Source organism: Hyphomonas sp. CACIAM 19H1 (assembly GCF_003325995.1).
GTDB classification, from domain to species: domain Bacteria; phylum Pseudomonadota; class Alphaproteobacteria; order Caulobacterales; family Hyphomonadaceae; genus Hyphomonas; species Hyphomonas polymorpha.
In genome coordinates this window covers 672,526-699,525 of record NZ_CP016437.1, presented here as the reverse complement: position 1 = coordinate 699,525, position 27,000 = coordinate 672,526, and the positions used below count along the sequence as shown (strand labels likewise).

Sequence of the window (27,000 nt, the reverse complement as noted above, 5' to 3'; positions counted from 1 at the left end):
GACTATTCTGCCTGCTGAACGTTTCCGCCACGGCTGGCAGTGCGGGAGGAACCGGAGGCGGCGGCGAAGGCCTGAGCCATGCCGCGATAGAAGGTGATGCGCTGTTCCGCCGCCGGATCAAGCACCACAGCGCGGTTTGCCCCGAAGAGGGGTTCCGGTTTCTTGCCCTCATGGGCGACCTTCATGATCTCTGCCCACAGCTCTGCCGGGAGGGCACCGCCGGTAACGCGGCGCATGGGGCTGTCATCATCATTGCCGACCCAGACGCCGCCGACATAGGCCGCCGTGAAGCCGACAAACCAGGCATCGCGGGACTCCTGGCTGGTGCCGGTCTTGCCTGCGACGGTCCAGTTCGGAACGCGGGCGCGCCCGCCGGTGCCGAAAGAAGCGCTGATGACGCGCATCATCATGGCATTCATCTCGGCGGCAAGGTCTTCCGGGTACACACGTTCCCGCTCGGAGGCGGGATGTTCGAAATAGACCTGGCCGCGCGAGTCCGTGACGCGGGCGATCAGATAGGGCTCCATCCGGTAGCCGCCTGACTGGAACACGCCATAGGCGCGCACGAGTTCCCAGAGGCTGACTTCCTGGCTGCCGAGAGCGATGGAGGGGTAAGGCTTCATCTCGCTGGCAATGCCGAAGCGTTTGGCCAGGGCGGCGACGCGCTCGGGATTGGTTTCGTTGCCAAGCTCTGCCGCCACCGTGTTGGTGGAACGGGCGAGCGCTTCGGACAGCGTCATCGGCCCGTGATATTCGCCGCTATAGTTCACCGGCTGCCATTTGCCGATGGAAATCGGCCGGTCGTTGAACACGTCATAGGGCGAATAGCCGTCTTCCAGCGCGAGGGCATACACGAAAGGCTTGAAGCTGGAACCGGGCTGGCGCTTGGACTGGGTGACGCGGTTGAAGGGCGAGGCGGCATAGTCCACCCCGCCGGTGAGGGCGACGACGGCGCCGGTGCGGTCAAGGATCAGGGCGGAGACCTGGCTGGCGGAAACGGCCTTGCCATCCTTGGCCATGCGGTCCGACAGCAGGGCCTGGGTTTTCTGCTGGACCTTGGGATCAATGGTCAACTGGACGACAGCATCCCCCGGCACGCGCGGCAGGAGCGTCTTCAGGCGCTCGGCGGCAATATCCAGCGCGTAGCCGAGCTGGGGGTCGTAGCGCGGGGCGGGAATGATGTTGATCGGCGCTTCTCGGGCAGCGGCGGCTTCCTGACGGGAGATGTAGCGCTCGCTCTCCATTTCCTTCAGCACATAAAGCTGGCGGGATTTGGCGCCCTCCAGATTGTCGCGCAGATTGAGCTTGGACGGGGCCTTGGGCAGCGCGGCCAGCAGGGCGGCTTCGTGGATCTGAAGCTCAGCCGGGGGTTTGCCGAAATAGAAGCGGGAGGCGGCGTCGATGCCGTAAAGGCCGGCGCCGAAATAGATGCGGTTGAGATAGAGCGAGAGGATCTCGTCTTTCGACATCTTCTTTTCGAGCTGGCGGGCGAGGGTGATTTCCTGCGCCTTGCGCTGCATCGTCTGGCGGCTGTCGAGAACGAGGTTCTTCACCAGCTGCTGGGTGATCGTGGAGGCGCCCGAAACGGTTTCGCCGGCGGCGGCATTGGAAATGGCGGCGCGGGCGATGGCGGCCTCATCGGCGCCGTCATGTTCGTAGAAACGCTTGTCTTCAGCCGCGATGAAGGCCTGGGAGACATGTTTGGGCAGCTCTGCCACCGTAATGGCGCGGCCATAGCGGGGGCCGCGCACGGCGAGGGTGTTGCCGTCTGCGTCAATGAACTCGATGGCGGCCTCGCGCTGGGCCTGCCACAGCTCGGACACTTCCGGCAGGCGGGGCATGCCCGAATGCAGGCTCTGCCATTTCCACAGACCCCAGGCGCCACCGCAGAGGGCGATGGCGCCGATGGCGATCAGCAGAATGCGCAGCGGGCTCAGCCGGCGCGGCGAGAGCGCCTGCGCCGGGACACGAATGACCCTCGGCATACGGGGCGGTTGATGGCTGTCGGTCATGCGTGAATGGCCCGGCCTGAATGCTGGAGTGTGCCTGAAACCCGGAGCCTAACTGATAGAAGATTACGGCAGGGTGAAGGCACCAGCTGGAACGGAACGGAGAGTACAGGCCGTCAGGCGCCTCCGGCTAGGGAAAAGTACGGGTTTCGCCTTTCTGCAGGCCGGTGGCAGGGTGGATCTGTGGTATAGGGAAGGTCCATGGCCGATTCTGGCCTGCGCCGCCCTGCCCCAACTTTCTGCAAAAGGAGCCCGCCGATGCGCCCTTCCCTGCCTCTCCGTCCGGCTGCCCTGCTGCTGGCCGCCGGGCTGATGACAATCGCCGCCTGTGAACGCCAGCCGGTCGAGCCGCCGCATGTGCCCTCGCCCGGCGTGGGGCTGGAAACGCCGGCAGAGCCCGAGGGGCCCCTGTTTGATGCCGACGCGCTGGGCATTCCGATGGATGAAGCCTCGATTGCCGACGGCAAGGCGATTGCCGAAACCCATTGCGCGATCTGCCATGGGCTGGATCAGGATGCGAGCCTGAGGGCTGACGCGCCGCCGCTACGCTATGTGCTGTCGCTCTACTCGCCGGAAAACCTGGCCGAAGACTTCCGGGCGGGCATTCATGTGGGCCATGAGGACATGCCGGACTTCGTGTTCGGAGACCTCGGGATGGATGTGCTGCTGGCCTACCTGGTGAGCATCCAGGAGACCCCGCCGACAGCGGTAGAGTGAGGCGCTGGCTAAGCCAGACCGGGGCGCCAGGCATCCTTCAGATGATGCGGCAGGCGGCCGGGGGCCAGCGCGATGATGTCGTAACGCCAGCCATAGTCTGCGAGCTTCGGGCGCTGGCCCATCCAGGCCTCTGCGGCGCGGGCGATGCGCTGCCAGGACTGGACGCTGACGGCGCCGAGGGCATCGTCCCTGCGGGCGCGGGCCTTCACCTCGACAAAGGCGATCAGCCGGCCCTTGCGGGCGATGAGATCAATCTCTCCCACCGGAAGCTTCACCCGCGACGCCAGGATGGAATAGCCCTTGAGGCGCAGCCAGAGGGCGGCGCGGCGCTCTGCCTGCCGCCCGCGCGCCTCGGCGATCTGGCGCTTAGCCGGCATCTTCCGATTTGATCTGCAGGGCGCGCTGATAGACCTCGCGGCGCGGCAGGCCGAGCGCCTCGGAGACGCTGCTGGCGGCTTCCTTTGTGGGCATGGTTTTCAGGGCGTCGCGCAGGGCGGAGTCGAGATCAGCGGCGGTGGCGGATTTTTCCTCCGGCGGGCCGGCGAGAACGACAATCTCGCCGCGCGGCGGGCCGGCTTCGTCATAATGCCGGGCGAGGCTTTCCAGCGTGCCGCGCCGGGTTTCCTCGAACATCTTGGTGAGTTCACGGGCGACGGCAGCCTGGCGCGCGCCGCCCAGAACGCTGGCAAGGTCTGCCAGGCTTTCGGCAAGGCGCGGGCCGCTTTCATAGAAGACGAGCGTGGCGGGAACGTGCTTGAGTGATTCGAGGGCGGCTTTGCGGGCGCCGGATTTGGGCGGCAGGAAGCCGGCAAACATGAACCGGTCACTCGGCAGACCAGACGCGACGAGCCCCGCCAGCAGGGCCGAGGCGCCGGGCACAGGATGGACCTTGTGGCCCGCCTCCAGCGCGTCATGCACCAGCTTCCAGCCGGGATCGGACACCAGCGGCGTACCGGCGTCCGAGATCAGCGCGATGCGGCCGCCCTTTTCCAAACGCGCGAGGATCTGCGGTCTCCGTTCGGCCCCATTATGGTCATGGTACGGGCTGAGACGGGCTTTAATCCCGTAGGCGGACATAAGTTTTGCCGCCACGCGGGTGTCTTCGGCCAGAACCTCATCGGCAGCGGACAGGATGTCCAGCGCGCGCAGGGTGATGTCCCGGAGGTTGCCGATGGGCGTGGAAACAACATACAGGCCCGGAGAAACGGCAACGGGCTGTTGCCCGGCACCGGCGGCGCTCATAGAGTCGCCCTCGGCTGGAATCGAACTGGCGTCGGAAGGATCGGAAGATGACATTGTTGCCACCCTTACTCAGGAAACTCCGGGCGCCAAGCCTTGTGCTGGCCTCGCTGCTTCTGGCGACAGCCTGCGCCTCGGCGCCGGCGCGCCCGCCGGTCTCCATCGGGACAGGCCAGCCGCGCGTCGATCCGGTGACCGGAGAGCCCGTGCAGCCAAAGCCCGGTGAGACGTTTGACACCAGCCAGGTGGACGAACCCTATTTCCGGGATGATGGCGGCCTGACACCGGATTTCATGCGCGGCAAGGATGTTAAACGCGCCGCAGTGCTGCTGCCCTTTACCCATCCCAGCGCCAATGTGCGCTCGGAAGCCGAAAGCATGCTGGCGGGGGTTGAACTCGCGCTGTTCGAACTGGCCGGGACCGACTTCCTGATCATGCCGATGGACACGGCAGGCCGCGCCTCAACCGCTGAAGCGCGCGCCGATGAAGCCATCAAGGAAGGCGCAGACATTATTCTGGGGCCCCTGTTTGCCGCCAATGTGGGCGGGGTGAAACAGGCGGCCAACCGCAAATCCATTCCCGTGGTGGCCTTCTCCAACGATCCGACCGCTGCCGGTGGCGGGGCGTATCTGGCCTCGGTGATGCCGGAAGAGGAAGTGATCCGCGTGATGGGCTATGCCGCCAGCCGGGGCACGCGCACCTTTGTGTATCTCGGGCCTGACAGCCCGTATGGCCGGCAGGTGGAGGCAGCGATGCGCGCCGAAGCGGCCAGAAATGGCTGGCGGGTGGCCTCCAGCGCGTTCTACCCGGCCGATTCTGGGGCTGGAGACCAGGCACGCCAGATCGCCAGCGTGGTGAAGGCCGAATATGCAGGCTCCAACCAGCGCGTGGGCGTGATGATCCCCGAGCGGGGCACCCGCCTGCTCGCGGTGGCGCCGCTGCTGCCTTATAATGGCGTGGACCTGAAACGCGTGCGCCTGATGGGCACGAGCAACTGGGACGACAGCTCTGTCTGGCGCGAACCGACGCTGGAAGGCGGCATCTTTGCCACGCCTGATCCGGGCAATATGACGACCTTCAAGGACACCTATCGCCGGATCTATGGCCGCGCGCCGACCGACCTGGCGGCAGCCGCCTATGACGCCGCCGCGATGGCCGTAAATCTGTCGGCCGCCGGGGCGATCCAGCATTCCGGCGTGACCGACCCCAACGGCTTCATGGGAGTAAACGGCCTCTTCCGCTATCGCCTCGACGGGACCGCCCAGCGCGGGCTGGCCGTGAAGCAGATCGGCGGCGGCGGCGCCTCTGTCGTGGAGAAAGGTATTACCCAATTCCCGCCGGGTGGTAGCTAATTGGCCTGACTTGCGCCTGACTCCGGCCCTTGCGGGGGGCCGGAGGGCGCCCCAAATGACCCGCACAGGGCGGACCAGAGTTCAGGCAGCGACGAAGATATGAACAAGCGCGACTATTATGAAGTGCTCGGCGTTGACCGCGGCGTCGACGAGAAGGCGCTGAAATCAGCCTATCGCAAGCTGGCAATGAAGTATCACCCCGACCAGAATCCGGGCGATGCCACAGCGGAAGAGAAGTTCAAGGAAGTGGGAGAGGCCTATGCCGTGCTCTCCGATCCGCAGAAACGGGCCGCCTATGACCGTTATGGCCATGGTGCCTTCGAGAATGGCGGAATGGGCGGCAACCCGTTTGGCCAGGGCGGCAACCCCGAGGATATCTTCCAGGATCTGTTCAGCCAGGTGTTTGGCGGGGGCTTTGCCTCCAGCCGCCGCCGCAGCGGCCCGCAGCGCGGCGCAGACCTGCGCTATGACCTCGAAATCACGCTGGAAGAAGCCTTCTACGGCAAGGACGAAACCATCCATGTGCCCCAGGCAGTGACCTGCCGCCCGTGCGAAGGCACGGGGGCCGCGCCCGGCACCAAGCCCGAAACCTGCGAGACTTGCGGCGGCCATGGCCGCGTGCGCGCCCAGCAGGGCTTTTTCACCATGGAACGCACCTGCCATATCTGTCAGGGGCGCGGCCAAATCATCCGCAAGCCGTGCAAGACCTGTGGCGGCGCCGGCCAGGTGAAGGAAGAACGCAAGCTGCAGGTGAAGATCCCCGCAGGCGTTGAGAGCGGGATGCGCATCCGGCTGTCCGGCGAGGGCGAACCGGGCAGTGCCGGCGGGCCGAAGGGCGATCTCTATATCTTCGTCGAAGTGGTCGAACACGACATCTTCGAACGCGACGGGCCCAACCTCTATTGCCGTGCGCCGGTGCCGATGACGACGGCGGCGCTGGGCGGCGAGATCGACATTCCGACCATCGATGGCGGCCGTGCCCGCGTGGCCATCCCCGAAGGTGCGCAGACGGGCCGCAAGCTGCGCCTGCGCGGCAAGGGCATGCCGAGCGTACGCGCCAATGGGCAGACCGGCGATCTCTATGTCGAGATGTTCGTGGAGACCCCGCAGAACCTGACCAGCCGCCAGAAGGAATTGCTGCGCCAGTTCTGTGACTGTTCCGGCGCTGACTGCCATCCGGAAAGCGAAGGCTTTCTCGGCAAGATCAAACGCTTCTGGGGCGGCGAAGGCGACGAAAAACGCCCGGTTTGAGCCGGTCGCCGCGATTTTGCCTCGCAGATAAACGATCCATTCTGGATTGATGCCATATTCTCCGTTTAGGTGCTGGGATCAGCAAGCGGAGGACTGGGGCATGGCCAGAGGAAGTGCGTGGCTTCTGGGCGCGGCCGGGATAGTGCTGGCGGCGTGCGCGCATCCGCCTGCGGCACTTACCAGTATCGCCGCCGCCGATCTCAGCAGGCCGGGCCGGGAGATTCCCCCTTTCACGCCGCAGCTTGTCCGCAATGATGCCCCCGAACTCTGCGCGCCTTATGCCGCCGCCTGGGAAAACCAGTTCCGCAGCCCCGGCGAGATGGACGCCGCGGCGATAGACCTGCGCGGAATGCCGCAGGATGCCGCCTTCAGATTTCCGGATACGGACTATACAGGCCGCAAGGATGGCCTCTCGACCTTTCAGCAGGCTGTGCGCCATGATCTTGACGGGGACGGCGAGAATGAGGTGCTGCTGGTGGTCGGCCGGGATATCGGCTGGCGGTATCTGGGCGCGGCGCTCTATGTGTTCGAGGATGAAGCGGCGTTCGATGCCGTGGTAAAGGCCTATGAGGCCCGCGCCCCTATCGGCAGCAGCAAGCAGGGCTGGATCGATCTGGCCGACGCGGCGCTGGGCGGGCCGACGGCGGAGTTTGGCATTGTAGCTCAGGCGCGCCTCTTCCTGAAAGACGGCGCGCTTTACACGGCTTCGCCCGAGACCTACCGCCCGCGCGTGGCGGACATGGAGATTGAAACGCTGCGCCGTGTGTGGCCTGCGGAGAATGCCGGGCCGGTTTGCGAGATCAGGGTTCGTCCGCCAAAGGACGAGCTGGAAGCGATTGCGGCCACCTCCCCGTTTCTTCAGGCGCTGCAGACCATGTATGGCGGGCCGGGCGAAAACCTGATGTGCTATGGCACGATGGGGTGGACCGGGGTTGATCCGCGCCGCTTGCTGGCCGACATTTTCCATCGCCCCCAGGCATCGGCGCAGCCTCTGGAAATACCGAGGGGCGATCTTCCGTCCGATGACACGGCGCGCCTGCTTCGCGCACTGAACTGGGGCGCAAGCGATCCGGAAGGCTGGGCAGTGTATCAACGCCTGAAAGACGGCGAGCCGGACTTTCTCGCTCAGATGGCGGAGCATTATGCTGCGCGTTTTTACATGACACCCGAGGCGGCAGAAGACGCAGCCCTGCGCGCCTGGCGGGCATTGATGGACCGGGTGTTCTATGCCCGCAGCAGTGACGCCCCACTGGCCTCTCTTGCAATGGAGGGCGAGCCTCCGCTGGTGTTGGAATTGGACGCGGGCGCGGCGGCGCTGGCAGACGCTGCCCTGACCGCGCCCGGCCTGCTCAGCCTGCCGCCTTCTCCTCAGAACCGCGCGGCGCCCCGGACGGCCATTGCTGCCGCGATCCATGCCGGCCTTTCCGCCAGCCGGATCGAGCCGGTGTTTCTGGAGAGCTGGGCATATGTACAGCGGGCGGGCGATAGACGTGAGGCTGTCCGCTTTGCCGGCGGTATTCTGCCCGCAGCCGTTAGCCGCCCGGAAGTGCTGGAAATTGTGCTCAGCGCTGGGATCGATGCCAATACGCCTACGAATTATTTCGGCAAGACGGCGCTGATGTATGCGGCCCAGACCGGGAATATTGAGGCGGCGCGTCTTCTGATTGCGGCGGGCGCCGATGTGAATGCCCGCACCGACGGCCGCAGAGCGGGGAATCCCACAACCGGTTGTGGCCGGCTTGAGCGCGATCGGCGCTCCGCCCTGATGTATGCGGCGGAGAATGCCGGCGAAGACCTGATCCAGTTATTGATCGAAGCGGGCGCCGATACGGCTGCGCGGGATACGCAAGGCAATGACCTCAACTGGTATCTAGGTCGCAACCCAGCCCTGCTCAACGGTGGCGCAGGCCGTCCAGGAAGAGGCTGACGGCGTCGTCTACCACCTCGCGGATTTCGTCTGCGTCCGGAAAATATCCGGGGATCAGCAGGGCGCGGTGAGCCAGGGTGCCGCGAACCATTTCGAGGAAGAAGTGGGCGGCACGGTGGGGGTCGCGCAGTTTGAGCTCGCAGGCTGCTTCCCGGTCTATCAGATAGGCGGCGACGGCGGCGCGCACTTCGCTGAGGCCTTTCTCATAGAACTGGCGGGAGAGATCCGGGAACTTTGGCGCGAGGCCGAGAATGACGCGGTAAAGGCCGATGCCAGTGGGCGTCAACAGATGGGCCACGAAGTTCTGGCCGATGCGGCGCAGGCCTTCCTCAGCCGGAGCGTGCGCGGAGAGTTCCAGCTGCAGGGCGCCGGAAAGCTCCTTCACGCGGCGGGTGACGACGGCGAGAAACAGCCCCTCCTTGTCTCCGAACTGGGCATAGAGCGTGGAGAGCGACCCGCCGGCGCGCGCAACGATCTCGGCCATGCTGGCGGCTTCATACCCCTGCTCCAGAAAAACATCCCGCGCAGCATCCAGAAACGCCTCACGGCGCTGCGCGGCGCGGCCTGCGCGCCCGGTTGCCGCTGTTTCTGAAGCTTTTTCCGAAAAGGCAGGCATGAGTGAACTTTCACGAATTGGTGTAATTGACATTACACATTTTGGTGGTGTAATCAAGATTACAGTTTCGGGAAATGATCAGCCCGACCATCAGAAACAAGTGCCATGCGCCAACAAACTCTCTCCCCGAAGCCCGCCGCTCAGCCGCTTCCTCCCCGTTCTGAGCCCGGGCCTGCCTCCTCCCAACCGTCCCCGCAAAATCCCGCCGGAAGAGCCGATCCGGAAAATGCCAGCCCAGAAGCTGAGCCGGCAGGCTTTGTGGAGCGGCATCGCCGCCCGATCCTGATCGGGCTTGGCCTGCTGCTGGCCCTGATCATCGGGTGGAAAGGGACCGACTGGTGGACCACCGGACGGTTCGACGTTTCCACCGACAACGCTTATGTGCGCGCCGACATCACGCTGGTGGCACCCAAGGTGCAGGGATATGTCGAAGACGTGGCGGTAAGCGACAATCAGGCGGTGAAGGCGGGCGACCTGCTGATCCGGCTGGAAGGGGCTGACGCTGCCGCACGAATGGAAGAGGCGCGCGCCGCCCTGGCCGCCGCAGAGGCGGAAGCTGCCCGCGCCCGGGCACAACTGGCTTCGCTGAAATCCACCGCGGCGGGCGCCGCAGCCAGCCTCGCCGCCGAAAACGACCGCCTCTCCGAGCTGAACGCCGGGGCCGAAGCGGCCAACGCCAATGCCCGCCTTGCCAAGGACGAGCTTGCGCGGGACGAGCAACTGGCTGAGCGCGGCTTCTATCCCAAGGCCGGCCTCGACACGGCCGCCGCCAAGGCAGACGCGGCCAATGCATCGGCCGATCAGGCAGGCGCCGCCATTGTTTCGCAGAAAAGCCGCATCTCGGTTGCCCGCACGTCGCTGGCCCGCGCGCAGGAAGATATTGGCGCTGCAGAAGCCGCCATCGCCAGCGCCGATGCGCAGGTGGCCGCCGCGAAGGCGCGGGTGGAAGCTGCCGCGCTTGACAGTGGCCGGTTTGAGATCCGCGCGCCGGTTGACGGGATCGTCACCAACCGGACGGTGGCGCGGGGCCAGCTGGTCAACCCCGGCCAGCAGACGATGGCGATCGTTCCCACACAGAGCGCTTATGTGATTGCCAACTTCAAGGAAACCCAGCTTGGCCGGATGCAGCCGGGCCAGCCGGTGGAGCTGCATATTGATGCGTATCCGGACATGAAGGTGCATGGGACGGTGGAGTCGCTGGCCCCCGCCTCTGGCGGGCAGTTCAGCCTCATTCCGATGGATACGGCGACCGGCAACTTCACCAAGATCGTGCAGCGGGTGCCGGTGCGGATCGCGATTTCGCAGGATGCCCTCGCCACCGGCCTGATGCGGCCCGGCCTGTCGGTGGAAGCGACTGTTTCGGCAAAGCCCGCCAAGAGCTGACATGACCGCCGCGACGGCCTCACCCGGTGCAGGCGCTCCCCCCGCCGCCAGCGCGGCGGAGGAGAAGATACCCCTGACGCTGCATATCGGCTTCTTTGCCATGGTGATCGGCATGTTCATGTCGATCCTCGACGTGCAGATCGTCGCTAGTTCCATCCGTCAGATCCAGGCCGGCGTGGCCGCCAGCGGCGAGGAAATCGCCTGGGTGCAGACCGGGTATCTGATTGCCGAAGTGGTGGGCATTCCGCTTTCGGGATTTCTCAACCGGGTGTTCGGGCTGCGCCGCCTGTTCATCCTGTCGGCGGGCGCCTTTACCGTTACCAGCCTGCTCTGCGCGCTTTCCTGGGATCTCGACTCGCTGATTTTCTTCCGTGCCATTCAGGGCTTTGCCGGGGCGGCCATGGTGCCCACCACAATGGCAGCGGCCTTTACCCTGTTCCCCGGCGGACGCTCGATGACGCAACAGGTGATGATCGGCATGGTGGCCACGCTGGCCCCGTCGATTGGCCCGACACTCGGCGGCTGGGTGACCGAGCATCTGGGCTGGCACTGGCTGTTCCTGATCAATATCGGCCCAGGCATTGCCGCCTGCGTGCTTGTGTATCTGTTCGTACCCAAACAGAAGGGTGACTTCGCTCTGCTGCGCCGGCTGGATGTGCTCGGATTCGCCGCGATGGCCCTCTTCCTGGGCAGCCTTGAATGGGTGGTCGACGAAGGCCCGAGCGCAGGCTGGTTCACCGACCGCAGCATCGTGTATGGGGCGGCCCTCTGCGCTGTGGCGGGCGTGATCTTCTTCTTCCGCTCCTTCACCTATCATACGCCGATTGTCGACCTGATGGTGTTCCGCAACCGGAACTTCTGGTCCGGCGCGATGATAGCCACCATTGTCGGCCTCGGCCTTTACGGATCGGTCTATATCCTGCCGCTGTTTCTCGGGCAGGTGCGCGGATTTTCGCCGCTGCAGATTGGCCAGATCATGAGTATTTCCGGCATCGCGATGTTCATCGGCGGGCCGCTTTCGGGCGCGCTGACGAAGCGTTACGATCCGCGCCTTGTGGTGGGTATCGGTATCGTGCTGGTGACGGCGGGCCTCTGGGGCAATGCGCAGCTGACCGCGCAATCAGGCTTCAACGAACTGATGTGGCCCCAGGCGCTGCGCGGGATTGGCCTCATCATGACGATGGTGCCGGTGTCCAATCTGGCGCTGGGCACGCTGCCCCCGCCGATGGTGGCGAACGCATCGGGCCTCTTCACCGTGGTGCGCAACCTGGGCGGGGCCTTCGGCATCGCGGCGCTGAACACGATGACCTATCATTTCACGGCGCTGCACGAGCAGGAAATTGCATCCGGCCTCGACCCGGCGCGGCCGGAAGTGCAGGCCTTCCTGCAGCAGGCCGAAGCGGCGGGCGCGGCCCATGGCCTGGCCGATCCGGCAGCCTCTGCCTATGCGCAGCTGGTGATGCGGATGAAGATCGAAGCGATGACCATGACGTTCAACAACCTGTTCATGGCGATGGCGATGGCCTTCTGCCTGATGCTTCTGGCGCTGCTTGTGCTGAAGAAACCCGTGAATGCGCCCGCAGGCCCGGCGCATTGAACTGCAGCGGATTTACTGGACGAGCACCGGCGCCTGGCAGGTGACGCCATGGACGCGGACATCCGCCTCTCCCAGATGCACGCCGAGCGTTGCGAGCAGATTGAAAACCACACTGTCGACGGGTTCCAGCACGGGCGTCAGGGTTGCAGCAAGGGCTGCCTGCACCAGCGACGGCGTTGCCAGGGACAGGGGCCCGGCATCGATACGCACATCCAGCTCGCGCAGGGCAGAGCCGAGAAGCGATGAGGTAAAATCGCGGGTGGTGGCTGTCTGGCTGCGGTTGGCGTCGATATCTGCGCGGGAGAAGGAAAGATCCGTAGACCGCTCATTTCCGACGCGGACATCTGCCTTCGCCCGCACATCCAGAAGCAGCGTATCGACAATCTTGGTGAGGGACACGTTGATGGTGCGCCCGATCTGGGTAAACTCGCTGCGCTTGATGTCCCCGATCATGACGCGGCCAACCGCGGGCCGGGCCGCGATGGTGACCACCGGCGCTCCGGAGCGGGAGGACTGACAGGAAACGGCGCGCAGCTGGGCCTCGGCCGAAGCGACCTCGACATAGAGCGGGATGCGTACCTTCGCGCCGGCAAGCAACGCAGCGCCAGGCAGTTCAAACTCCACCTTGAGACGGGTCTGCGCCGTGGTGACAACGGCATTGGGGCCGGAGAGGCGCAGCCAGGGAGAGCTCTTGGGGCGCTCCCCGATAACGAGTTCCACGCTGGTTTTCAGAAGGCCGGGCACAGTGGTGCCAAGGTCCAGGGTTGCCTGATGCGCGCCGTTCGAGGCGGTGATCGCAGCGGTGACAAGCTCCATCACCGGCGCCTGAAGGGCGGGCTTGGCACGCGGGTCGTCCGGCTTCAGCTTGCCGGTGCCACCAAGATCGATGGCATCTGCGAGCCGGATGCGCGTCGATTGCGCGCCGGCGTTCTGTTCGATCTTGCCAAGCGCGGCGCGGGTCTGGACAGTCAGCGATCCCGCCTGTCGGATGGCCGCCGCAAGCTGGGCAACGCTGATACGGGTGCCCAGGATATCGTCATAGCTGACACCGGAGAGGCTAAGATCCGTAGCCAGAACATCCAGCATCTCGAACAGGGAGATGTCAGCACCCAGTAGCGCGTTATAGTCCATCACAGTCAGGTTCAGCTCACTGCCAAGGAGGCTTCCGAGGAGTGCGTTGATGGCGCCGCCCTCCACGCGGGCCAGGCGCGAGCCGACCGAGAAGGCCGCCTCCGACGACGCATAGGCAACGCCGCTGGTGGTCATCATTGCGGGCTCCTTGATGCCAGCGAGGATGAAGAACTCACCAGACCGGACAACCGTGACCTGCACTGCATTGAGGGGCTCACCCCCGGCCTTGAAACGCATGGCCGGGGGGAGCTTGGCATCGGCGATATAGTGGCCTTTGACGACCTCGGCCCACGCGCGGGAGGGGAAGCGCGGATCGCGGCGCGTGGGCCATTCTTCCTTTTTCAGAAGCTGGACATCGCCCATGCCATTTTCGGTAAGCAGCGTGAGAACATGACTTTCCGCTGAATTCAGGTTTGCAGCCGCAGTGATGGCGGCAAGGTCTGTCAGGGATTGCAATTCGCGTCGCTGAAGGCTGACACTGCCAAGGTCTACCGCCATTGCCATCATCAGAATGGCCACCGGCGAAATCAGTGCGGACATGATCGCAACATTGCCCGTCTCGTCCCGCGCCTGCCGAAGGCGCGCCGCAAGAAGTGCGCGCAGGGGGGCCATCTCAGAACCCTCCCGCCCGGATCACGGAGACGTGCCGGATGGTCTTGCCGGGCAGCGGGAGGGGCGGGCCCAGATTCCAGATCGGCAGGCTCGCCGCGTCATAGGTGACCGTGACGTAGATCAGCTCGGGTTGGTCGGCATCTGCCGTCACTTGAACCGCAAGATCGTCGGACCGGATGAGGCCGTTTCTGCCAACCGACGCAAAGGCCGTGGCCGAGGCAAGCGCCTGGCGCTCATTCAGATCGAGACCCGCCAGCGCGGCGCGGGCGGAATTGGCCGAAATCTGCTGAACGGTATGGGCCGCGCCGAAGTAGAGACCGTAGGCAAGCAGAGCGACGATCATGAACAGGAAGACCGGGGAGATAATGGCAAACTCCAGCGCGGCTGTGCCCGACTCGTTTTTCAACCCTTTGTGGACCATCCACTGCCTCCATCGCTTGAGCCGGCAATCTCCTTCCTGGCTAAACCCGGCCTGACTGCAGAAAACACTGCAGTTCTGATTATTCGCCCCATGATGGCGGCCGTGTCGTTTACAGGGTGTAAAAGTGAAGCGGCAATCTTAACGCGTAAAAATCCCAGAGGCTGCCTGGAGGGGGATAGCAAAAAGTTCAACCAAATCAGGAGGTGAAATCCGCTTCCTGAGAAGGATGGCCGGAGGAATTGGTCTGAAACCGGACACCCATCCTGTTATTTCAGTCAGCCTCCGGACGACCCGGCTCAGACTTAACGGCCGGAAAATGATCGCACCCACTGCCCCGGCGTCACGGCTTCCCATGCTCCTTACGCACGCGTAAGCCTTGAAAACAGACGCTGCCTGAGCGCGCCTATCATTAAAAAGACAGGGAGTAACAACATGGCTGATGCCTTTATCGTTGATGCCGTCCGTACGCCGCGCGGCGTTGGCAAGGTCGGCAAGGGCGCCCTCGCCCATATGCACCCGCAGCATCTTGCGGCCACCGTTCTCAGCCAGCTGCGCGACCGCAACAAGCTGGACACCGAGACCGTCGACGACATCATCTGGGGCACTTCCAGCCAGCGCGGCGCGCAAGGCGGAGACATGGGCCGCATGGCTGCCCTCGACGCCGGCTATAACGTCAAGGCTTCGGGCGTGACGCTGGACCGCTTCTGCGGCTCGGGCATCACCACGGTGAACCTCGCTGCAGCGCAGATCATGTCGGGCATGGAACAGTGCGTCATCGCCGGCGGCTGCGAAATGATGAGCTACACGGCTGCTTCGGCAGATCCGAAATCGCCGCCGATGATGGACGCTGGCAACCTGCGCCTGCGCGAGCGTCACCCGCAGTCTCAACAGGGCTGCTGCGCCGACGCCATCGCCACGCTGGAAGGCATCGACCGTGAAGCTGTTGACCGCCTCGCCGTTGTCTCTCAGGAGCGCGCAGCCCAGGCGATCAAGGAAGGCCGTTTCAACAAGTCCGTTGTGCCGGTTTACAATGTCGACGGCACGCTGGCCCTCGACCATGAAGAGTTCCCCCGCCCCGGCACCACGATGGAAAGCCTCTCGGGCCTGAAGACCGTGTTCAACATGTTCTGGAACATCCCGGTCGACGACAAGGGGACGACCTATGGCAGCCTGATCGAGAGCCGCTACCCGCAGCTCAAAGGCAAGATCCAGCACGTGCACCATGCCGGTAACTCTTCGGGCGTCGTGGACGGCTCGGGCGGCGTGCTGCTCGCCTCTGACACCTACATGAAGAAGCACGGCCTGAAGCCGCGCGCCCGCATCGTGGCAACCGCCAACATGGGCGACTGCCCGACGCTGATGCTGAACGCCCCTGTCCCGGCCGCGAAGAAAGTGCTCGAGAAAGCCGGTCTCACCACCAGCGACATCGACGTCTGGGAAATCAACGAGGCATTCTCGGTGGTTGCCGAGAAATTCATCCGTGACCTGAAACTCGACCGCGAGAAGGTGAACATCAATGGCGGCGCCATGGCGCTCGGCCACCCGATCGGCGCCACCGGCTCGATCCTCATCGGCACCGCGCTGGACGAGCTTGAGCGGTCGCAGAAGCGCTATGGCCTCGTCACCATGTGCGCCGCTGGCGGCATGGCCCCGGCCGTCATCATCGAGCGTCTCGACGCCTGATTTTCCCGTCAGGGAAACGAAGAAACCCCGCCGGTTTGCGCCGGCGGGGTTTTTCTTTGGCGGACGCGCCACGGTAAAATCCTCTGCCCCCGCCGCGCGAGATGGCTTTCCTCCGGGCAATTGGGCGGCTATCGCTGCCCGGATGATGGATACAGTTGTTTTTGATACCCTGCTGCTGGCGCTCGAAACGGGCGCCGTTCCCGTGCCTGAAACCGGCCTGATCCTGGTGCTGAACGCCGAACCCGGCGGCTGGCTGGCGCAATTGCCGAAGGAGCGGGTGGTCTGCCGCACGAGCCTGAAGCCAGCCTATGACGCGCTGAAGGCGGCCGGTTACTCCGTATTGGAGCCCGATAGCGTGGAGATTCCCGAGGCGATGCTGACCATCGTGGTGCCGCCCCGGCAGCGCGACTATGCGCGCGCGCTTTATGCCCGCGCCCTGTTGTCGGCGCCCGAGGGCGGCTATGTGCTGGCGAGCCTGCCCAACACGCTGGGCGGCAAGACGGCGGAGAAGACGCTGGCCGAGATCGCCGGGGATGCCGAAAGCCTTTCGAAGCACAAATGCCGAGCCTTCTGGACCGTGAAACATGCCAGCCTCGTGAACGAGGATCTGGCGCAGGACTGGATCGAGGAAGACGCGCCCCGCGAGATCGAGCCGGGCCTCTGGAGCCGGCCGGGCCTTTTCAGCTGGGACCGGATTGATCCGGGCAGTGAGCTTCTGGCCGACAGCGTGCCGGAATATACCAAGGGCATTGGCGTCGACATCGGCGCGGGCAATGGCTTCCTCAGCCGCGAAATCCTGCGTCATTGCGCGAACGTTGAGCGGATGGACCTGCTCGAGGCCGATTACCGCGCCCTCTTCTGCCAGGAGCAGACGATGGCGGAGTTTGCCGGGCGCTGCACCCTGACCTGGGGCGACGCGCTGAAGGATATGCCACGGGCGACCTATGATTTTGCCGTAATGAACCCGCCTTTCCATACGGGGCGGGCGGACAATTCAGAACTTGGCCGCGCCTTCATCCGCGCCGCTGCCGCCACACTGAAACCTTCGGGCACGCTGTGGCTGGTGGCCAACCGCCACCTTCCGTATGAGGCAGAACTTTCCGCCTGCTTCCGCGGCCAGGAAATGCTGGAAGATGAAGACGGCTACAAGATCATCAAGGCCGAAAAGCCCAAGCGCCAGAAATGATCAGGACGTGATCAGGGCATGAACGACACACGCAAGCTGGCAAAGTATCTTGCCGGGCTCGGCTATGGCTCGCGCAAGGAAATGGAAGTTGCAATCCGGCGCGGCCGCGTGACGGGCTGGGGCGAGGAGGTGCGCTTTGACGGCGAGCCGCTGGACCCCGCGCCCGGCATGGTGCTGATGCTGCACAAGCCGGCGGGCTATACCTGCTCGCATCAGGATCAGGGCCGCCTTGTCTACGATCTTCTGCCACCACGCTTCCTGAAGCGGGATCCGAAGATTTCATCCATTGGCCGGCTGGACGCCGACACAACAGGACTTATTCTGTTTACGGATGATGGCGCCCTGCTGCACCGGCTGATCTCGCCCAAGTCAGACATCCCGAAAACCTATGAGGCCACCCTCGCCCGCCCGCTTGAAGGACACGAGGCGGCGCTGTTTTCATCCGGCACGCTGGTCCTGCGCGGCGAAGACAAGCCCTGCCTGCCTGCCACGCTGGAAGTCACCGGCGAACGCACCGCCCGCCTCACTCTCACCGAAGGCCGCTACCACCAGGTGCGCCGCATGTTCGCCGCCGCCGGCAACCATGTCGAAACACTACACCGCGCGAGCTTTGGCTCGCTGGTGCTGGGTGATCTGGCTGAGGGGGAGTGGCGACTGCTGACGCCGGAGGAACGCGCTCGCCTGGGCTGAGCGTCTAGCCGGCCTGAAGGACCTTGAAGGTAGCACTGGCGCGAGCCACCGGCACCCCGTCTGCCCGCACCAGGCAATCGGCAAAGCAGATCGACCCGCCCGCCTTGACGAAATGCGTGTCGGTGGCGAGCCACTGGCCGACCCTGGCCGACCCGAGATAGTCGGTGTTGAGGGTGATTGTGACGAGACCGCCGGGCGCTCCGCGGCCGTCCTCCTGAAGGGCCGCCACGCACGAAAGCCCCATGGCATTGTCAGCCAGGGAGGCGATCAGACCGCCGTGGACGAGCCCCCGCGAGTTACAATGCGCTTCTGAAAGGACAAGGCCAATGGAAACCTCCCGCGCCAGCGTTTTCGAGAAGAGCGGTTCCCATGGATCGGTAAAGCGCGATTTGCGGAAATGCGGGCTGTACCCTTCGGGGACCGAGGATTCTGTCATGAATTGAGTTTGCAGATGGCCTCGCCGCTTGTCCAGTCATCCCCTAGCGCGGCGCGCCACCAGCCGCTATCTCCCTCGCCATGGCTCAACCTCCCCTGATTACCCTCACCGATGTGCGCCTTTCCTTTGGCAATACGCCCCTGTTCGAGGGCGTGACGCTCGCGCTTTCCAAGGGAGAGCGGGCGGCGCTGGTCGGGCGCAATGGCGCGGGCAAGTCCACGCTGATGAAGATCGTCTCGCAAGCCGCTGAGCCCGATTCCGGCGAGGTGTGGCGCCAGCCAGGGGTGACCTTCGCAAATGTCGCGCAGGAGCCCGATCTCACCGGCTATGCCACTGTTCTGGACTATGCGAGCGACGGGCTGGAGGCCGCCTATATGGCGGAGGCCGAGCTGATGGAATTCGGCATTGATCCGGCGGCTGACCCCAAAACGCTTTCCGGCGGGCAGATGCGGCGCGCCGCGCTGGCCAAGGCGTTTGCGCAGGAACCGACGATCCTGCTGCTCGACGAGCCGACCAACCATCTTGATGTGCCGATGATCGAATATCTGGAAGGCCGGCTGAAAGCCTTTAACGGCGTTGTGCTGGTGGTGAGCCACGACCGGCGCTTTCTGGAGAATATCTCCACCAACACGCTGTGGCTGCGCCAGGGCAAGGTGCTGAAAAGCCCCGAAGGCTATGTGAAGTTCGATCAGTGGGCAGAACAGATCGAGGAGGAGGATGAACGCCAGCTGAAGCGGATGACGACCCACCTCAAGGATGAGCAGCACTGGCTGGCCCGCGGCGTCACCGCGCGGCGCAAGCGCAATCAGGGCCGCCTTGCCCGGCTGCGGCAGCTGAAGGTGGAGCATGCGCAGGTGCGCAGCGCGCTGAACGACCGCAAGGCTTTGGCGACGATTACCGCGGATGCGGGCGACTCCCTCAGCAAGAAGGTGATCGAGGCCAAGGGCCTTTCGAAAACCTATCAGACCCCGGAAGGAACTGATCTCGTCATCGCGAAGGATCTTGACCTGCGCATCCTGCGGGGCGACCGGATCGGCATCATTGGACCCAACGGGGCGGGCAAGACGACCCTCGTGCGCCTTCTGCTGGGCGAAATACCGCCCGATGCCGGTACGCTTTACCATTCCAAAACGCTGCAGGTGACCTATCAGGACCAGACGCGCGACACGCTGAATGCCAGGGACACGATCTGGGAAGCGCTGGCGCCGGAGGGCGGGGATTCGATCATGGTGCAGGGGCACCAGCGCCATGTGGCCGCCTATGCAAAGGACTTCCTGTTCAAGCCCGAACAGCTGCGCCAGCCTGTCGGCGCGCTTTCGGGCGGGGAGCGCAACCGGCTGGCCCTCGCCATTGGCCTGGCGCGCACATCAAACCTCCTGGTGATGGACGAACCGACCAACGACCTCGACATGCAGACCCTCGACCTCCTGGAGGACATGCTGCTGAATTATGAGGGCACGCTGATCCTCGTCAGCCACGACCGGGCCTTTCTGGATGCGACGGTGACAAGCTGCCTTTCCCCCATCGGCGGGGGCGAATGGATCCAGACCGCGGGCGGCTGGAGCGACGCGCAGGAACAGCTCAAAGACGTGCGCCGCAAGGATGCTCCGAAGGCGGAGCCTCAGAAATCGCCGGCAGCCGCGCCGGCCCCGGCCAAGCCCAAACCGCAGACCAAGCTCTCCTACAAGGACGAGCACCGCCAGAAAGAAATCAACGCGCTTATTCCCAAACTCCAGGCGGAGATTGGGAAGCTTGAGGCCGACCTTGCCGACCCGCAGCTCTATGCCCGCGATCCCAATGGCTTCAACAAGAAGTCTGCCCGCATCGGCGCAGCGCGCGATGAGCTGGAAGGGATCGAGATGGAATGGCTGGAGATCGAGGAAAAGCGGGAAAGCCTCGGCAGCTAACCCCCGATTTTTAAGGCAAACGCTTCGTTAATACGGGGCGGGTAGCCTTGTCGGCGGATAATTGCCGGAGCCCGAACCCATGCGCCTTGCCACGCTGATCGCCGCCGCCTGCCTTGGCCTTGCCGCCAGCGCCCATGCCGATGGCAAGGATGGCAAGACGCTCTCGGTCCCGCCGATTGCGCCGCTGGAAGCCACCGGAGCGATGCAGGAGGCCGCCTACACCGCGCCGCCGAGCCATGAGCCCAACACCTATCGCTTTGGCGCGACCTATTCTGTCACCGACACCGGAACGGCGCTCATCTGCGAAACGGCCTGCGATGGTGACGCCAGCTGCAAGGCATGGTCATTCGTGGACACCTATGGCGCCTCGCCTGCCCGCTGCGAACTGAAGGCAGGCCAGGGGCGGAAGGAAGAAAACCCGCTCGCCACTTCCGGCGTGGCTACAAAGCTGAAAACAGCAACCCTCGGCGATATGCCGGTGCCTCCCCCGGCGCCTGCAACCGATCCGGGCCAGCTCAGCGGCGGGATTACGCCAGAGCCCGTTCCTTCGTTGCCGTAAAGCGGATGCCGGGGTTTTTCTCCTGGGCATAGCCAACATCCCACGCATTCTTTGCAAGGTATACGGGCGCGCCATCAAGATCTGTGCCGGTAGCTGACTTGTTCCGCTCAAGGAACTCTTCGAGTTTCTTCGGATCGTCCGATGCCATCCAGCGGGCCACGTTATAGGGCGCCTGCTCGAACATCACTTCGAGATTATATTCGGCCGTCATCCGCTCGATCATCACTTCGAACTGAAGCTGGCCCACGGCGCCGACGATCATGTCAGACCCGATGGCGGGCAGGAACAGCTGCGTGACGCCCTCCTCGGCGAGGCTTTCCAGCGCCTTACGCAGATGCTTGGCCTTCATCGGGTCTTTCACGCGGGCGCGGCGCAGAAGCTCGGGCGCAAAGTTCGGGATGCCGCCGAACTGGATGTCGCCATTTTCTGACAGGGAGTCGCCCACGCGCAGCTGGCCATGGTTGGGTACGCCGATCACATCGCCGGCATAGGCAGTCTCGGCGATTTCTCGGTCCTGCGCCATGAACATCAGCGGGTTGTGAATGTTGAGCTGTTTGCCGCCGGTGGTTTTGAGGCGCATGCCGCGCCGGAATTCGCCCGAGCAGAGCCGCAGGAAGGCCACGCGGTCGCGGTGGTTGGGATCCATGTTTGCCTGGATCTTGAAGACAAATCCGCTGACGGAAGGATCATCGCGCGAGATCATCACCTCGGCGCCCTTCTTCACCGCCTTCTGGGGGCGCGGCGCTGGAGCATAGGAATGGAGGGTGCGCAGGAGCTCTGCCACACCGAAATAGCGCAGCGCAGAGCCGAACACGACAGGCGTCATGTTCCCCGCGCGGAAGGCTTCCGGATCAAACTCCGGCAGCAGGCTGCGGGCCATCTCGATGCCTTCCACCATTTCGGCGAAGACATAGGGGTCGAGATTGGCTTTAAGGCTCTCAGGCTCGCCGGAGATTTCCGTGGCCGGACCAATCCGGGCAGGCTCGCCCGGGCGGCGCTCGAACTGGAGAAACTGGTTGCGGGCAAGGTCCAGCATCCCGGCAAAGCGCTGGCCGCTGGCGGCGGGCCAGTAGAGGGGCGCAGTGTCGAGCTGCAGCTTGTCCTGCACTTCATCAAGCAGCGCGATGGGCTCAAGCGCTTCGCGGTCCATCTTGTTGATGAAGGTGACGATGGGGATGTCCCGCATACGGCAGACTTCAAACAGCTTCAGCGTCTGCGGCTCGATGCCCTTGGCGGCGTCGAGCACCATGACGGCGCAGTCAGCCGCCGTCAGCGTGCGGTAGGTGTCTTCGGAGAAGTCTTCGTGGCCCGGCGTGTCCAGCAGGTTGAACATGAAGCCGTCAAACTCGAACGTCATCACCGAGGCCGAGACCGAGATGCCCCTGTCGCGCTCGATCTTCATCCAGTCAGACTTAGTGCGCCGCGCCTCGCCGCGCGCAGCCACCTCGCCGGCCGCCCGGATGGCGCCGCCCGCGAGGAGCAGGTTCTCGGTCAGCGTCGTCTTGCCCGCGTCGGGGTGCGAGATAATGGCAAAGGTGCGCCGCCGGGCGGCTTCGGTAACGTGCGACATGGATCAGCTTCTCTCTTCGCCGGAGGCCCTAGCCGATTTGGCGAATGGAATGAAGGGGCTGGCTGTCCGGGCGGGAAACCGATGTGCCGCCGACCAGCAAGAAATTCTGGCCCTAGCCTATGCCGATAGTCTTGAATCTGTCAGTGCCCTTCAAAGCAGGTCGGTGGAGATCAAAATAAATGAGATGCGATCCAATACTCGCTCCTAACGACTGGGACGGTGCCCGCGGACCAAACCTCGTGCGGTGGCTCACAGACGCAGATCTTCGCTTTCCTGGCGTTGGCGGCTTCTACGACCCGCCTTCCGGCCGTATTGTCGGGGCACAAACGCATGACCACTGGGTGATCTTCCACGGTCTCCAAGTAGTATTGATCGTGCCGGAAGAAGAACACTCAGCCTGGCATTTGGAATTCCGGGACCAACAGCACAAGATGGGATGCGCTTGGCGTATGCGCGATTCCGTTTGGAAGGAATCGTTCACTCAAAGACACATCTCTGACGAACACAGCCACTTCGTGCTCCAGTTCCACGATGAAGTGGTCGAATTGATTTGCCGCGATCTGCTTTTTGGACACACACCCTTTGATCTGGCTGCCGCAATCGACAGTCACCCAAGGCTGGCGTATCCGTACTTCCAACTTGCCGCCTCCTTAGAAAATCAAGGAGACAAGCAAGGCGCGATCATAAACTACGAGAAGTATCTACAGCTCGAAAGTGATTCGAGATCAGCAGAGTACGTGCGTCGGACTATTGATAAGCTTCGCCGAGGTTAGTTCGGCGCGTGCCAAAATACTGATGCATGTTTGGGCAGCCTTTCGGGCCGCACGGCCTCTAAGCCGCCCGCGTCCAGAAGGTGTCGGTGCCGCGGCCTTCGGCGAGGCGGGTGCGGACGGCGTCGAGGATGGATTCCGGCAGGATCGTCAGACGCGCTTCGGCCACACGGCCATCGTGCACTGGGAAGAGCGCGGCATTGGCGCCGGTCTTGGCAATGATGAGAGAAGCGAGATCATCCACCATAGTCTGGTCTGGCACCTGCCCGCGATCATGCAGCGCCTGCAGGCGGCCGCGGACGAGGTCCATCGCTTCGCGGGGCCGCAGCGCCTGAACATTTCCCCCGAACACGGATTCCCGGATGAGCAGCCGCATCTCCGGCGCCTCGATCTCGGTCACGATGTCATTCAGAAGGAACAGCATTGCCGCCCAGGCCCCCGATTATCCCAGCAGGCCACAACCTGCTGGGATAGGGTAAACAGGCGGTTTATGGCGCTGGCCTCAGCGGTTAAGTTTCAGCCCGAGGGCTTCCATCAGGGCGCCGGTGCGCGCATTCGCGCCGCAAGCGCCTTCATGCGCATCAATCGCGGTCACGAGTTCTGCCTCGGCGGCGTCCCATTCCGGCTGGCGGTCGGTCCAGTCGAGCTCGGCTTTACGGATTTCAGCGCGGAAGAAATCAATCTCCGCCTGGCGCTCCGGCGTATTGCCCTTGGTGTCGATTTCCTTGCGGACGAGGCCCCGTTCCTTCTCGGCTTCCTCAAACCGGGTCTGCACGGCCATCCGCTCATTATTGGCCGCCTTCACGGCAAGGCCCGCCCTGTTCACATCGGCCACATAGGACTCGCAGGCAAAAGCGGCAGGCGTAAGCGTCAGCGCGGCGAGGGCGCAGGCAATGATCAGTTTCATGGAATCTCCTCCTGTCAGTGAAGGGAAGATGCCTCGCACATTGCGATCTGGCCAGATTACAGTCGCATCAGTCTTGCGGCAGAAAAGGGGCGCGGCGCCTGCGCCTCACTCGGCCGGGCAAGCGGCCTGGGCTGCCTTCAGCTCCGCATGCAGCGCGGCCGCCTCGTTTCTGAAGGCCAGGGCGACCAGATACTCAGCTTCGCCTTGCGCCATTTCCTCAAGGAACTGATCTTCGTCCATGGCGCCGTCGTCAAATTCGTACTCGACCCACAAAAGATAATCGATCAGCAGGTTCAGATCGGCATCCTTCTGACGTTCATTGGCGCTGGCGGCGCGGATCGCCTCGTCCAGTTCAGGGCCGCAGGCTGGGACGCCGCCTTCAAGCGCGGCAGGTGTAACGCCCTCTTCGACCGGCTGCGCGCTGCTTTTTGTCAAAGCGCTCACGGCAAAAGAGACGGCGAAGAAAACGGCGAAGACACTTACGGCTTTCATGGCTCGGCCGCTCCGCATTCGATGTATTTCTTCCTTAGGGCCGCGAGCCGGTCTTCGGCTGCGGCATGTTCCGCCTTGGCGGCGCGATGCTTGTCTTCTGCTTCCATAAGGAGACGCGACTCCTCCTGGGCATTAATGATGCCTTCTTCATAGTCCATCGAGATCCAGCCGATCATTTCGTAAGCCTCTCTGGCCACCCACGAAAGCCGGGCTTCGTTGGTCCGCGCCTCGGCTGTGGCCCGGTCAAGCTCGGGTCCGCAGGCCGGTATGTCAGCCATGGCGAGCGGCGCGGCGCAGAGGACAGCGGTGGCGATCAATGAGAAGCGAAGCATCTTCTGAGTTCCAAGGTGTGGACCGGAAAGGCTATCCAGCCAGCTAAAGGCTTTCTGTAAGGAATGTCTTCCACCTGTTCAGGGGGCTGCTTCAGTGCCCATCTGATCCGGGGGGATCCCCTTCAACGTCTTCTGTCAGGAAATGGCGTCCCTGCCGGTCTTCGATCTCGATAACCCAGAGATCGCTGTCGCGCGCTTTCGCGCGGCGGACGTATTCGTCCACGGCGGCTTCATCCGGGCCGACGCCCTGAACAGCCAGGTTCAGGAAGATACGCTCGCCGTCGAGGTTCATGGAAGGAATATAGGCTGCGGCCGTGCCATCGAGGCGGGCAACCTTCACCAGCACATCGCCGCGATCTTCATCGCCGTGCTGGGTGACGAACGCGCTGGCCCCGGCAAGATTTGCCCGGCGGATCAGCGCGTCGGTCCATAGTCTGGCTGGCAGACGTTCCATCATCGGTCCGAATGTCCCGTGTCACGCCTGCCCGTCAAGCATCAGGCGCCGCCAAAGGCACACTGCATGCCGGTGCTCATCATCGCGCCCATGATCTTGGACTGTTCGTCAGCCGGGAGGTTGTCGAGAACTTCACCGCCCTTTTCTTCCCCCTGCGCCATCGCCTTGGCGACCGTGTTGAACGTCTTGGCGTCGAGACTTTTTTCCAGGCCATCGGCGATGCAGGAACACATTGCCTTGTCCTCACCCGCATCGGTGCAGGCTTTCACCATGGTTGCCTTGGACCCGCCCGTGCCACCACATGCTGCCAGCGCAAGCGCCAGCGCGCCTGCCACAATTGCCATTCTCATTTTGAGATATCCCCTTGGCTGATAGTAATAGGCAAGCGTGACACGCTTCGCGGGGCTATGCCACCGCTTTTTCGGCGCGCTTGGAGGCGGGCTCAAAGACCGAACGCAAAAGTCAGCCGGTCCCTCAGGATCGTCCGGTTCTGGCTTGTCAGGCCCTTGTTCCGTGCCGCCGCGGCCATTCTGGCCAGGCCTCCGCGCGCTTCCGGAGAGCGTATGATATGAAGGCAGGCCTGCGCCAGATCATCTTCTCCCAGCACGCAGATGAAGTGTTCGCCTTCGGTCAGCCCCAGGCCTTCGGCCCCGACCGGCGTGGTGATGACCGGAACGCTGTGCTCCAGCGCGTCGATGATCTTTGTCTTGATGCCCGTGCCCTGAAGGATGGGCGCCACCAGCACGGCGTTGCCAGCCAGAAAAGCGGAAAGGTCGGGCACGAAGCCGGCCACCTCGACCTTCTTGTAAACCGCATGGGCCAGCGGCTTGCCGGCTGCCTGGAAACAGTAATCCGTATCCGAACTGCCTGTATTCTTGCTCACTTGAACCGCTGCGCGGTCCAGCAGCTCCAGCGCTTCGGCGTTGGGCGCGTAGCCGGCATTGCCGATGAAGACGAAGCGGACACTTCGGCTGAAATCCTGTTGCGGAACCGGCAATTCGTTGATCAGAGGCGGGAAGGCAACAACATCAGCCCTCCCGGGGCAATCGGTTCGCATCTCATCGGCTTCCAGGGCCGACACCATCAGGATCGCATCAAACACGTCCGCAGCACGCCGCTCGGAGCGGTCCATCAGGCTCTTTTCCACACGCAGTAACAGCTTCTTGAGCCTTGGGACCAGGAAACGGATGGCACCTGGAAGCCGCGCCTCGAATGTGCCGCCCAGATCGCCTGCCGTCTCATTGGTCAGCATCCGCTGGTACCGCTTCGACAAGCGGTCATCCATGTCGAGGACAAGGCGAATGCCCGGATAGTGGCGATGAATGGCCAAAGCGAGGTGGGAGAGGCGCGCCATGTCGAACACGATCACATCCGGGCGAATGCGCTCCGCCGCTTCCATGACGGCCGCAGTCGCAGGCCCGTTCAGAAACAGGTGGCTCTGCAGCGGCAACAAGGGACGCCTGAGCATGCTCCCGGCAATCCCCATCAACCCGGACATCTCCAGCATCCCGGAAGAGCTGATAAAGTCTGGCGCAGGCTTCGTCGGCGGGTCGCCGAAAGAAAGCAGATGCACCTCACCGAGTGTCGCTGCAAATTCGAGCGTCTGCACAATCATGCGCTGACGCCCCATTTCGACCGGCCACGGCCAGCGTGTCGCTATATAAAGTACCTTCACAATGTCCCACCACATTCCCGGAGCGCGTCCCACCACAACCCCGCAAAGTCCCACCGTCTGAAGCGTGCTTCAGAACCGCGTTAA

At 63.7% G+C, this 27,000-nt stretch carries 27 protein-coding genes; 12 read left to right on the top strand and 15 right to left on the bottom strand.

Annotation, left to right across the window (positions count from 1 at the left end):
• Positions 1–2: 2 nt before the first annotated feature.
• Positions 3–2,012 (bottom strand): transglycosylase domain-containing protein, encoded by a 2,010-nt coding sequence (locus tag BBF93_RS03410; protein ID WP_114104957.1) that lies wholly within the window; start codon positions 2,010–2,012, stop codon positions 3–5.
• Between the two features lie 255 nt (positions 2,013–2,267).
• Between BBF93_RS03410 and BBF93_RS03405 the strand changes: the two genes are divergently transcribed.
• Positions 2,268–2,726: a cytochrome c gene (locus tag BBF93_RS03405; RefSeq protein ID WP_114104956.1), complete on the top strand. Its 459-nt coding sequence runs from the start codon at positions 2,268–2,270 to the stop codon at positions 2,724–2,726.
• An 8-nt stretch (positions 2,727–2,734) separates the two neighbouring features.
• On the opposite strand, the gene BBF93_RS03400 is transcribed toward BBF93_RS03405, so the two are convergent.
• Both BBF93_RS03400 and rsmI read right to left on the bottom strand, forming a co-directional pair.
• Entirely contained in the window at positions 2,735–3,103 is a 369-nt protein-coding gene (locus BBF93_RS03400) for a YraN family protein (RefSeq protein WP_114104955.1), read from the bottom strand.
• On the bottom strand, positions 3,093–3,968 hold the full coding sequence (gene rsmI / locus BBF93_RS03395; RefSeq protein ID WP_114104954.1) for a 16S rRNA (cytidine(1402)-2'-O)-methyltransferase: 876 nt from the start codon (positions 3,966–3,968) through the stop codon (positions 3,093–3,095). The genes BBF93_RS03400 and rsmI overlap by 11 nt, the downstream gene beginning before the upstream one ends.
• A gap of 47 nt (positions 3,969–4,015) precedes the next feature.
• On the opposite strand from rsmI, the gene BBF93_RS03390 reads away from it, so the two are divergent.
• The 3 genes from BBF93_RS03390 to BBF93_RS03380 all read left to right on the top strand — a co-directional run bounded on the left by BBF93_RS03390 (position 4,016) and on the right by BBF93_RS03380 (position 8,495).
• Complete coding sequence (locus BBF93_RS03390; protein WP_114104953.1) at positions 4,016–5,317, top strand: penicillin-binding protein activator; 1,302 nt, start codon at positions 4,016–4,018, stop codon at positions 5,315–5,317.
• Between the two features lie 99 nt (positions 5,318–5,416).
• Positions 5,417–6,568 carry a molecular chaperone DnaJ gene (dnaJ, locus tag BBF93_RS03385; protein ID WP_035593414.1) on the top strand — a complete coding sequence of 384 codons (1,152 nt, stop codon included), beginning with the start codon at positions 5,417–5,419 and terminating at the stop codon, positions 6,566–6,568.
• A gap of 100 nt (positions 6,569–6,668) precedes the next feature.
• Positions 6,669–8,495, top strand: coding sequence for an ankyrin repeat domain-containing protein (locus tag BBF93_RS03380; RefSeq protein WP_114104952.1), 1,827 nt, complete (start codon positions 6,669–6,671; stop codon positions 8,493–8,495).
• Here BBF93_RS03380 and BBF93_RS03375 read toward each other — a convergent pair.
• Entirely contained in the window at positions 8,461–9,111 is a 651-nt protein-coding gene (locus tag BBF93_RS03375) for a TetR/AcrR family transcriptional regulator (protein WP_162786387.1), read from the bottom strand. The two genes, BBF93_RS03380 and BBF93_RS03375, sit on opposite strands and share 35 nt — an antisense overlap.
• A gap of 105 nt (positions 9,112–9,216) precedes the next feature.
• On the opposite strand from BBF93_RS03375, the gene BBF93_RS03370 reads away from it, so the two are divergent.
• Positions 9,217–10,494: an HlyD family secretion protein gene (locus BBF93_RS03370; protein WP_114104950.1), complete on the top strand. Its 1,278-nt coding sequence runs from the start codon at positions 9,217–9,219 to the stop codon at positions 10,492–10,494.
• A 1-nt stretch (position 10,495) separates the two neighbouring features.
• Complete coding sequence (locus BBF93_RS03365) at positions 10,496–12,091, top strand: DHA2 family efflux MFS transporter permease subunit (protein WP_035593408.1); 1,596 nt, start codon at positions 10,496–10,498, stop codon at positions 12,089–12,091.
• A gap of 12 nt (positions 12,092–12,103) precedes the next feature.
• Here the strand turns inward: BBF93_RS03365 and BBF93_RS03360 are convergent, their stop codons facing one another.
• Positions 12,104–13,834, bottom strand: coding sequence for a pilus assembly protein TadG-related protein (locus BBF93_RS03360; protein ID WP_114104949.1), 1,731 nt, complete (start codon positions 13,832–13,834; stop codon positions 12,104–12,106).
• A 1-nt stretch (position 13,835) separates the two neighbouring features.
• Positions 13,836–14,255 (bottom strand): TadE/TadG family type IV pilus assembly protein, encoded by a 420-nt coding sequence (locus BBF93_RS03355; RefSeq protein WP_035593403.1) that lies wholly within the window; start codon positions 14,253–14,255, stop codon positions 13,836–13,838.
• A 432-nt stretch (positions 14,256–14,687) separates the two neighbouring features.
• On the opposite strand from BBF93_RS03355, the gene BBF93_RS03350 reads away from it, so the two are divergent.
• The 3 genes from BBF93_RS03350 to BBF93_RS03340 all read left to right on the top strand — a co-directional run bounded on the left by BBF93_RS03350 (position 14,688) and on the right by BBF93_RS03340 (position 17,814).
• Positions 14,688–15,938 (top strand): acetyl-CoA C-acetyltransferase, encoded by a 1,251-nt coding sequence (locus BBF93_RS03350; RefSeq protein ID WP_114104948.1) that lies wholly within the window; start codon positions 14,688–14,690, stop codon positions 15,936–15,938.
• A 142-nt stretch (positions 15,939–16,080) separates the two neighbouring features.
• Entirely contained in the window at positions 16,081–17,124 is a 1,044-nt protein-coding gene (locus BBF93_RS03345; protein WP_162786384.1) for a class I SAM-dependent methyltransferase, read from the top strand.
• 18 nt (positions 17,125–17,142) lie between these two features.
• A complete protein-coding gene (locus BBF93_RS03340; RefSeq protein ID WP_114104946.1) occupies positions 17,143–17,814 on the top strand; it encodes a pseudouridine synthase in 672 nt (223 codons plus the stop codon).
• A 4-nt stretch (positions 17,815–17,818) separates the two neighbouring features.
• Here BBF93_RS03340 and BBF93_RS03335 read toward each other — a convergent pair whose 3' ends face one another.
• On the bottom strand, positions 17,819–18,250 hold the full coding sequence (locus BBF93_RS03335) for a PaaI family thioesterase (protein WP_114104945.1): 432 nt from the start codon (positions 18,248–18,250) through the stop codon (positions 17,819–17,821).
• 80 nt (positions 18,251–18,330) lie between these two features.
• On the opposite strand from BBF93_RS03335, the gene BBF93_RS03330 reads away from it, so the two are divergent.
• Together BBF93_RS03330 and BBF93_RS03325 are read left to right on the top strand one after the other, a co-directional pair.
• Positions 18,331–20,157, top strand: coding sequence for an ABC-F family ATP-binding cassette domain-containing protein (locus tag BBF93_RS03330; RefSeq protein WP_114104944.1), 1,827 nt, complete (start codon positions 18,331–18,333; stop codon positions 20,155–20,157).
• Between the two features lie 79 nt (positions 20,158–20,236).
• Positions 20,237–20,716: a PAN domain-containing protein gene (locus BBF93_RS03325; RefSeq protein ID WP_114104943.1), complete on the top strand. Its 480-nt coding sequence runs from the start codon at positions 20,237–20,239 to the stop codon at positions 20,714–20,716.
• Here BBF93_RS03325 and BBF93_RS03320 read toward each other — a convergent pair.
• Positions 20,685–22,286: a peptide chain release factor 3 gene (locus tag BBF93_RS03320; RefSeq protein ID WP_114104942.1), complete on the bottom strand. Its 1,602-nt coding sequence runs from the start codon at positions 22,284–22,286 to the stop codon at positions 20,685–20,687. The genes BBF93_RS03325 and BBF93_RS03320 overlap by 32 nt on opposite strands.
• Before the next feature lie 239 nt (positions 22,287–22,525).
• On the opposite strand from BBF93_RS03320, the gene BBF93_RS03315 reads away from it, so the two are divergent.
• On the top strand, positions 22,526–23,059 hold the full coding sequence (locus BBF93_RS03315) for a hypothetical protein (protein ID WP_162786383.1): 534 nt from the start codon (positions 22,526–22,528) through the stop codon (positions 23,057–23,059).
• A 58-nt stretch (positions 23,060–23,117) separates the two neighbouring features.
• Here the strand turns inward: BBF93_RS03315 and BBF93_RS03310 are convergent, their stop codons facing one another.
• The 7 genes from BBF93_RS03310 to BBF93_RS03280 all read right to left on the bottom strand — a co-directional run bounded on the left by BBF93_RS03310 (position 23,118) and on the right by BBF93_RS03280 (position 26,931).
• The gene (locus tag BBF93_RS03310; protein WP_114104940.1) at positions 23,118–23,480 is read right to left on the bottom strand and encodes a hypothetical protein; all 363 of its coding nucleotides are present in this window, start codon (positions 23,478–23,480) and stop codon (positions 23,118–23,120) included.
• A 78-nt stretch (positions 23,481–23,558) separates the two neighbouring features.
• A complete protein-coding gene (locus BBF93_RS03305; RefSeq protein WP_114104939.1) occupies positions 23,559–23,963 on the bottom strand; it encodes a hypothetical protein in 405 nt (134 codons plus the stop codon).
• A 105-nt stretch (positions 23,964–24,068) separates the two neighbouring features.
• Positions 24,069–24,455: a hypothetical protein gene (locus tag BBF93_RS03300; RefSeq protein ID WP_114104938.1), complete on the bottom strand. Its 387-nt coding sequence runs from the start codon at positions 24,453–24,455 to the stop codon at positions 24,069–24,071.
• Positions 24,452–24,787, bottom strand: coding sequence for a hypothetical protein (locus BBF93_RS03295; RefSeq protein WP_114104937.1), 336 nt, complete (start codon positions 24,785–24,787; stop codon positions 24,452–24,454). Before BBF93_RS03295 ends, BBF93_RS03300 begins: the two co-directional genes overlap by 4 nt.
• A gap of 91 nt (positions 24,788–24,878) precedes the next feature.
• Complete coding sequence (locus BBF93_RS03290; RefSeq protein WP_233349253.1) at positions 24,879–25,244, bottom strand: DUF1491 family protein; 366 nt, start codon at positions 25,242–25,244, stop codon at positions 24,879–24,881.
• A gap of 38 nt (positions 25,245–25,282) precedes the next feature.
• Positions 25,283–25,591, bottom strand: a complete 309-nt coding sequence (locus BBF93_RS03285) for a hypothetical protein (RefSeq protein WP_035593376.1) — start codon at positions 25,589–25,591, stop codon at positions 25,283–25,285.
• A gap of 92 nt (positions 25,592–25,683) precedes the next feature.
• On the bottom strand, positions 25,684–26,931 hold the full coding sequence (locus BBF93_RS03280; RefSeq protein ID WP_114104936.1) for a glycosyltransferase family 4 protein: 1,248 nt from the start codon (positions 26,929–26,931) through the stop codon (positions 25,684–25,686).
• Positions 26,932–27,000: the final 69 nt, after the last annotated feature.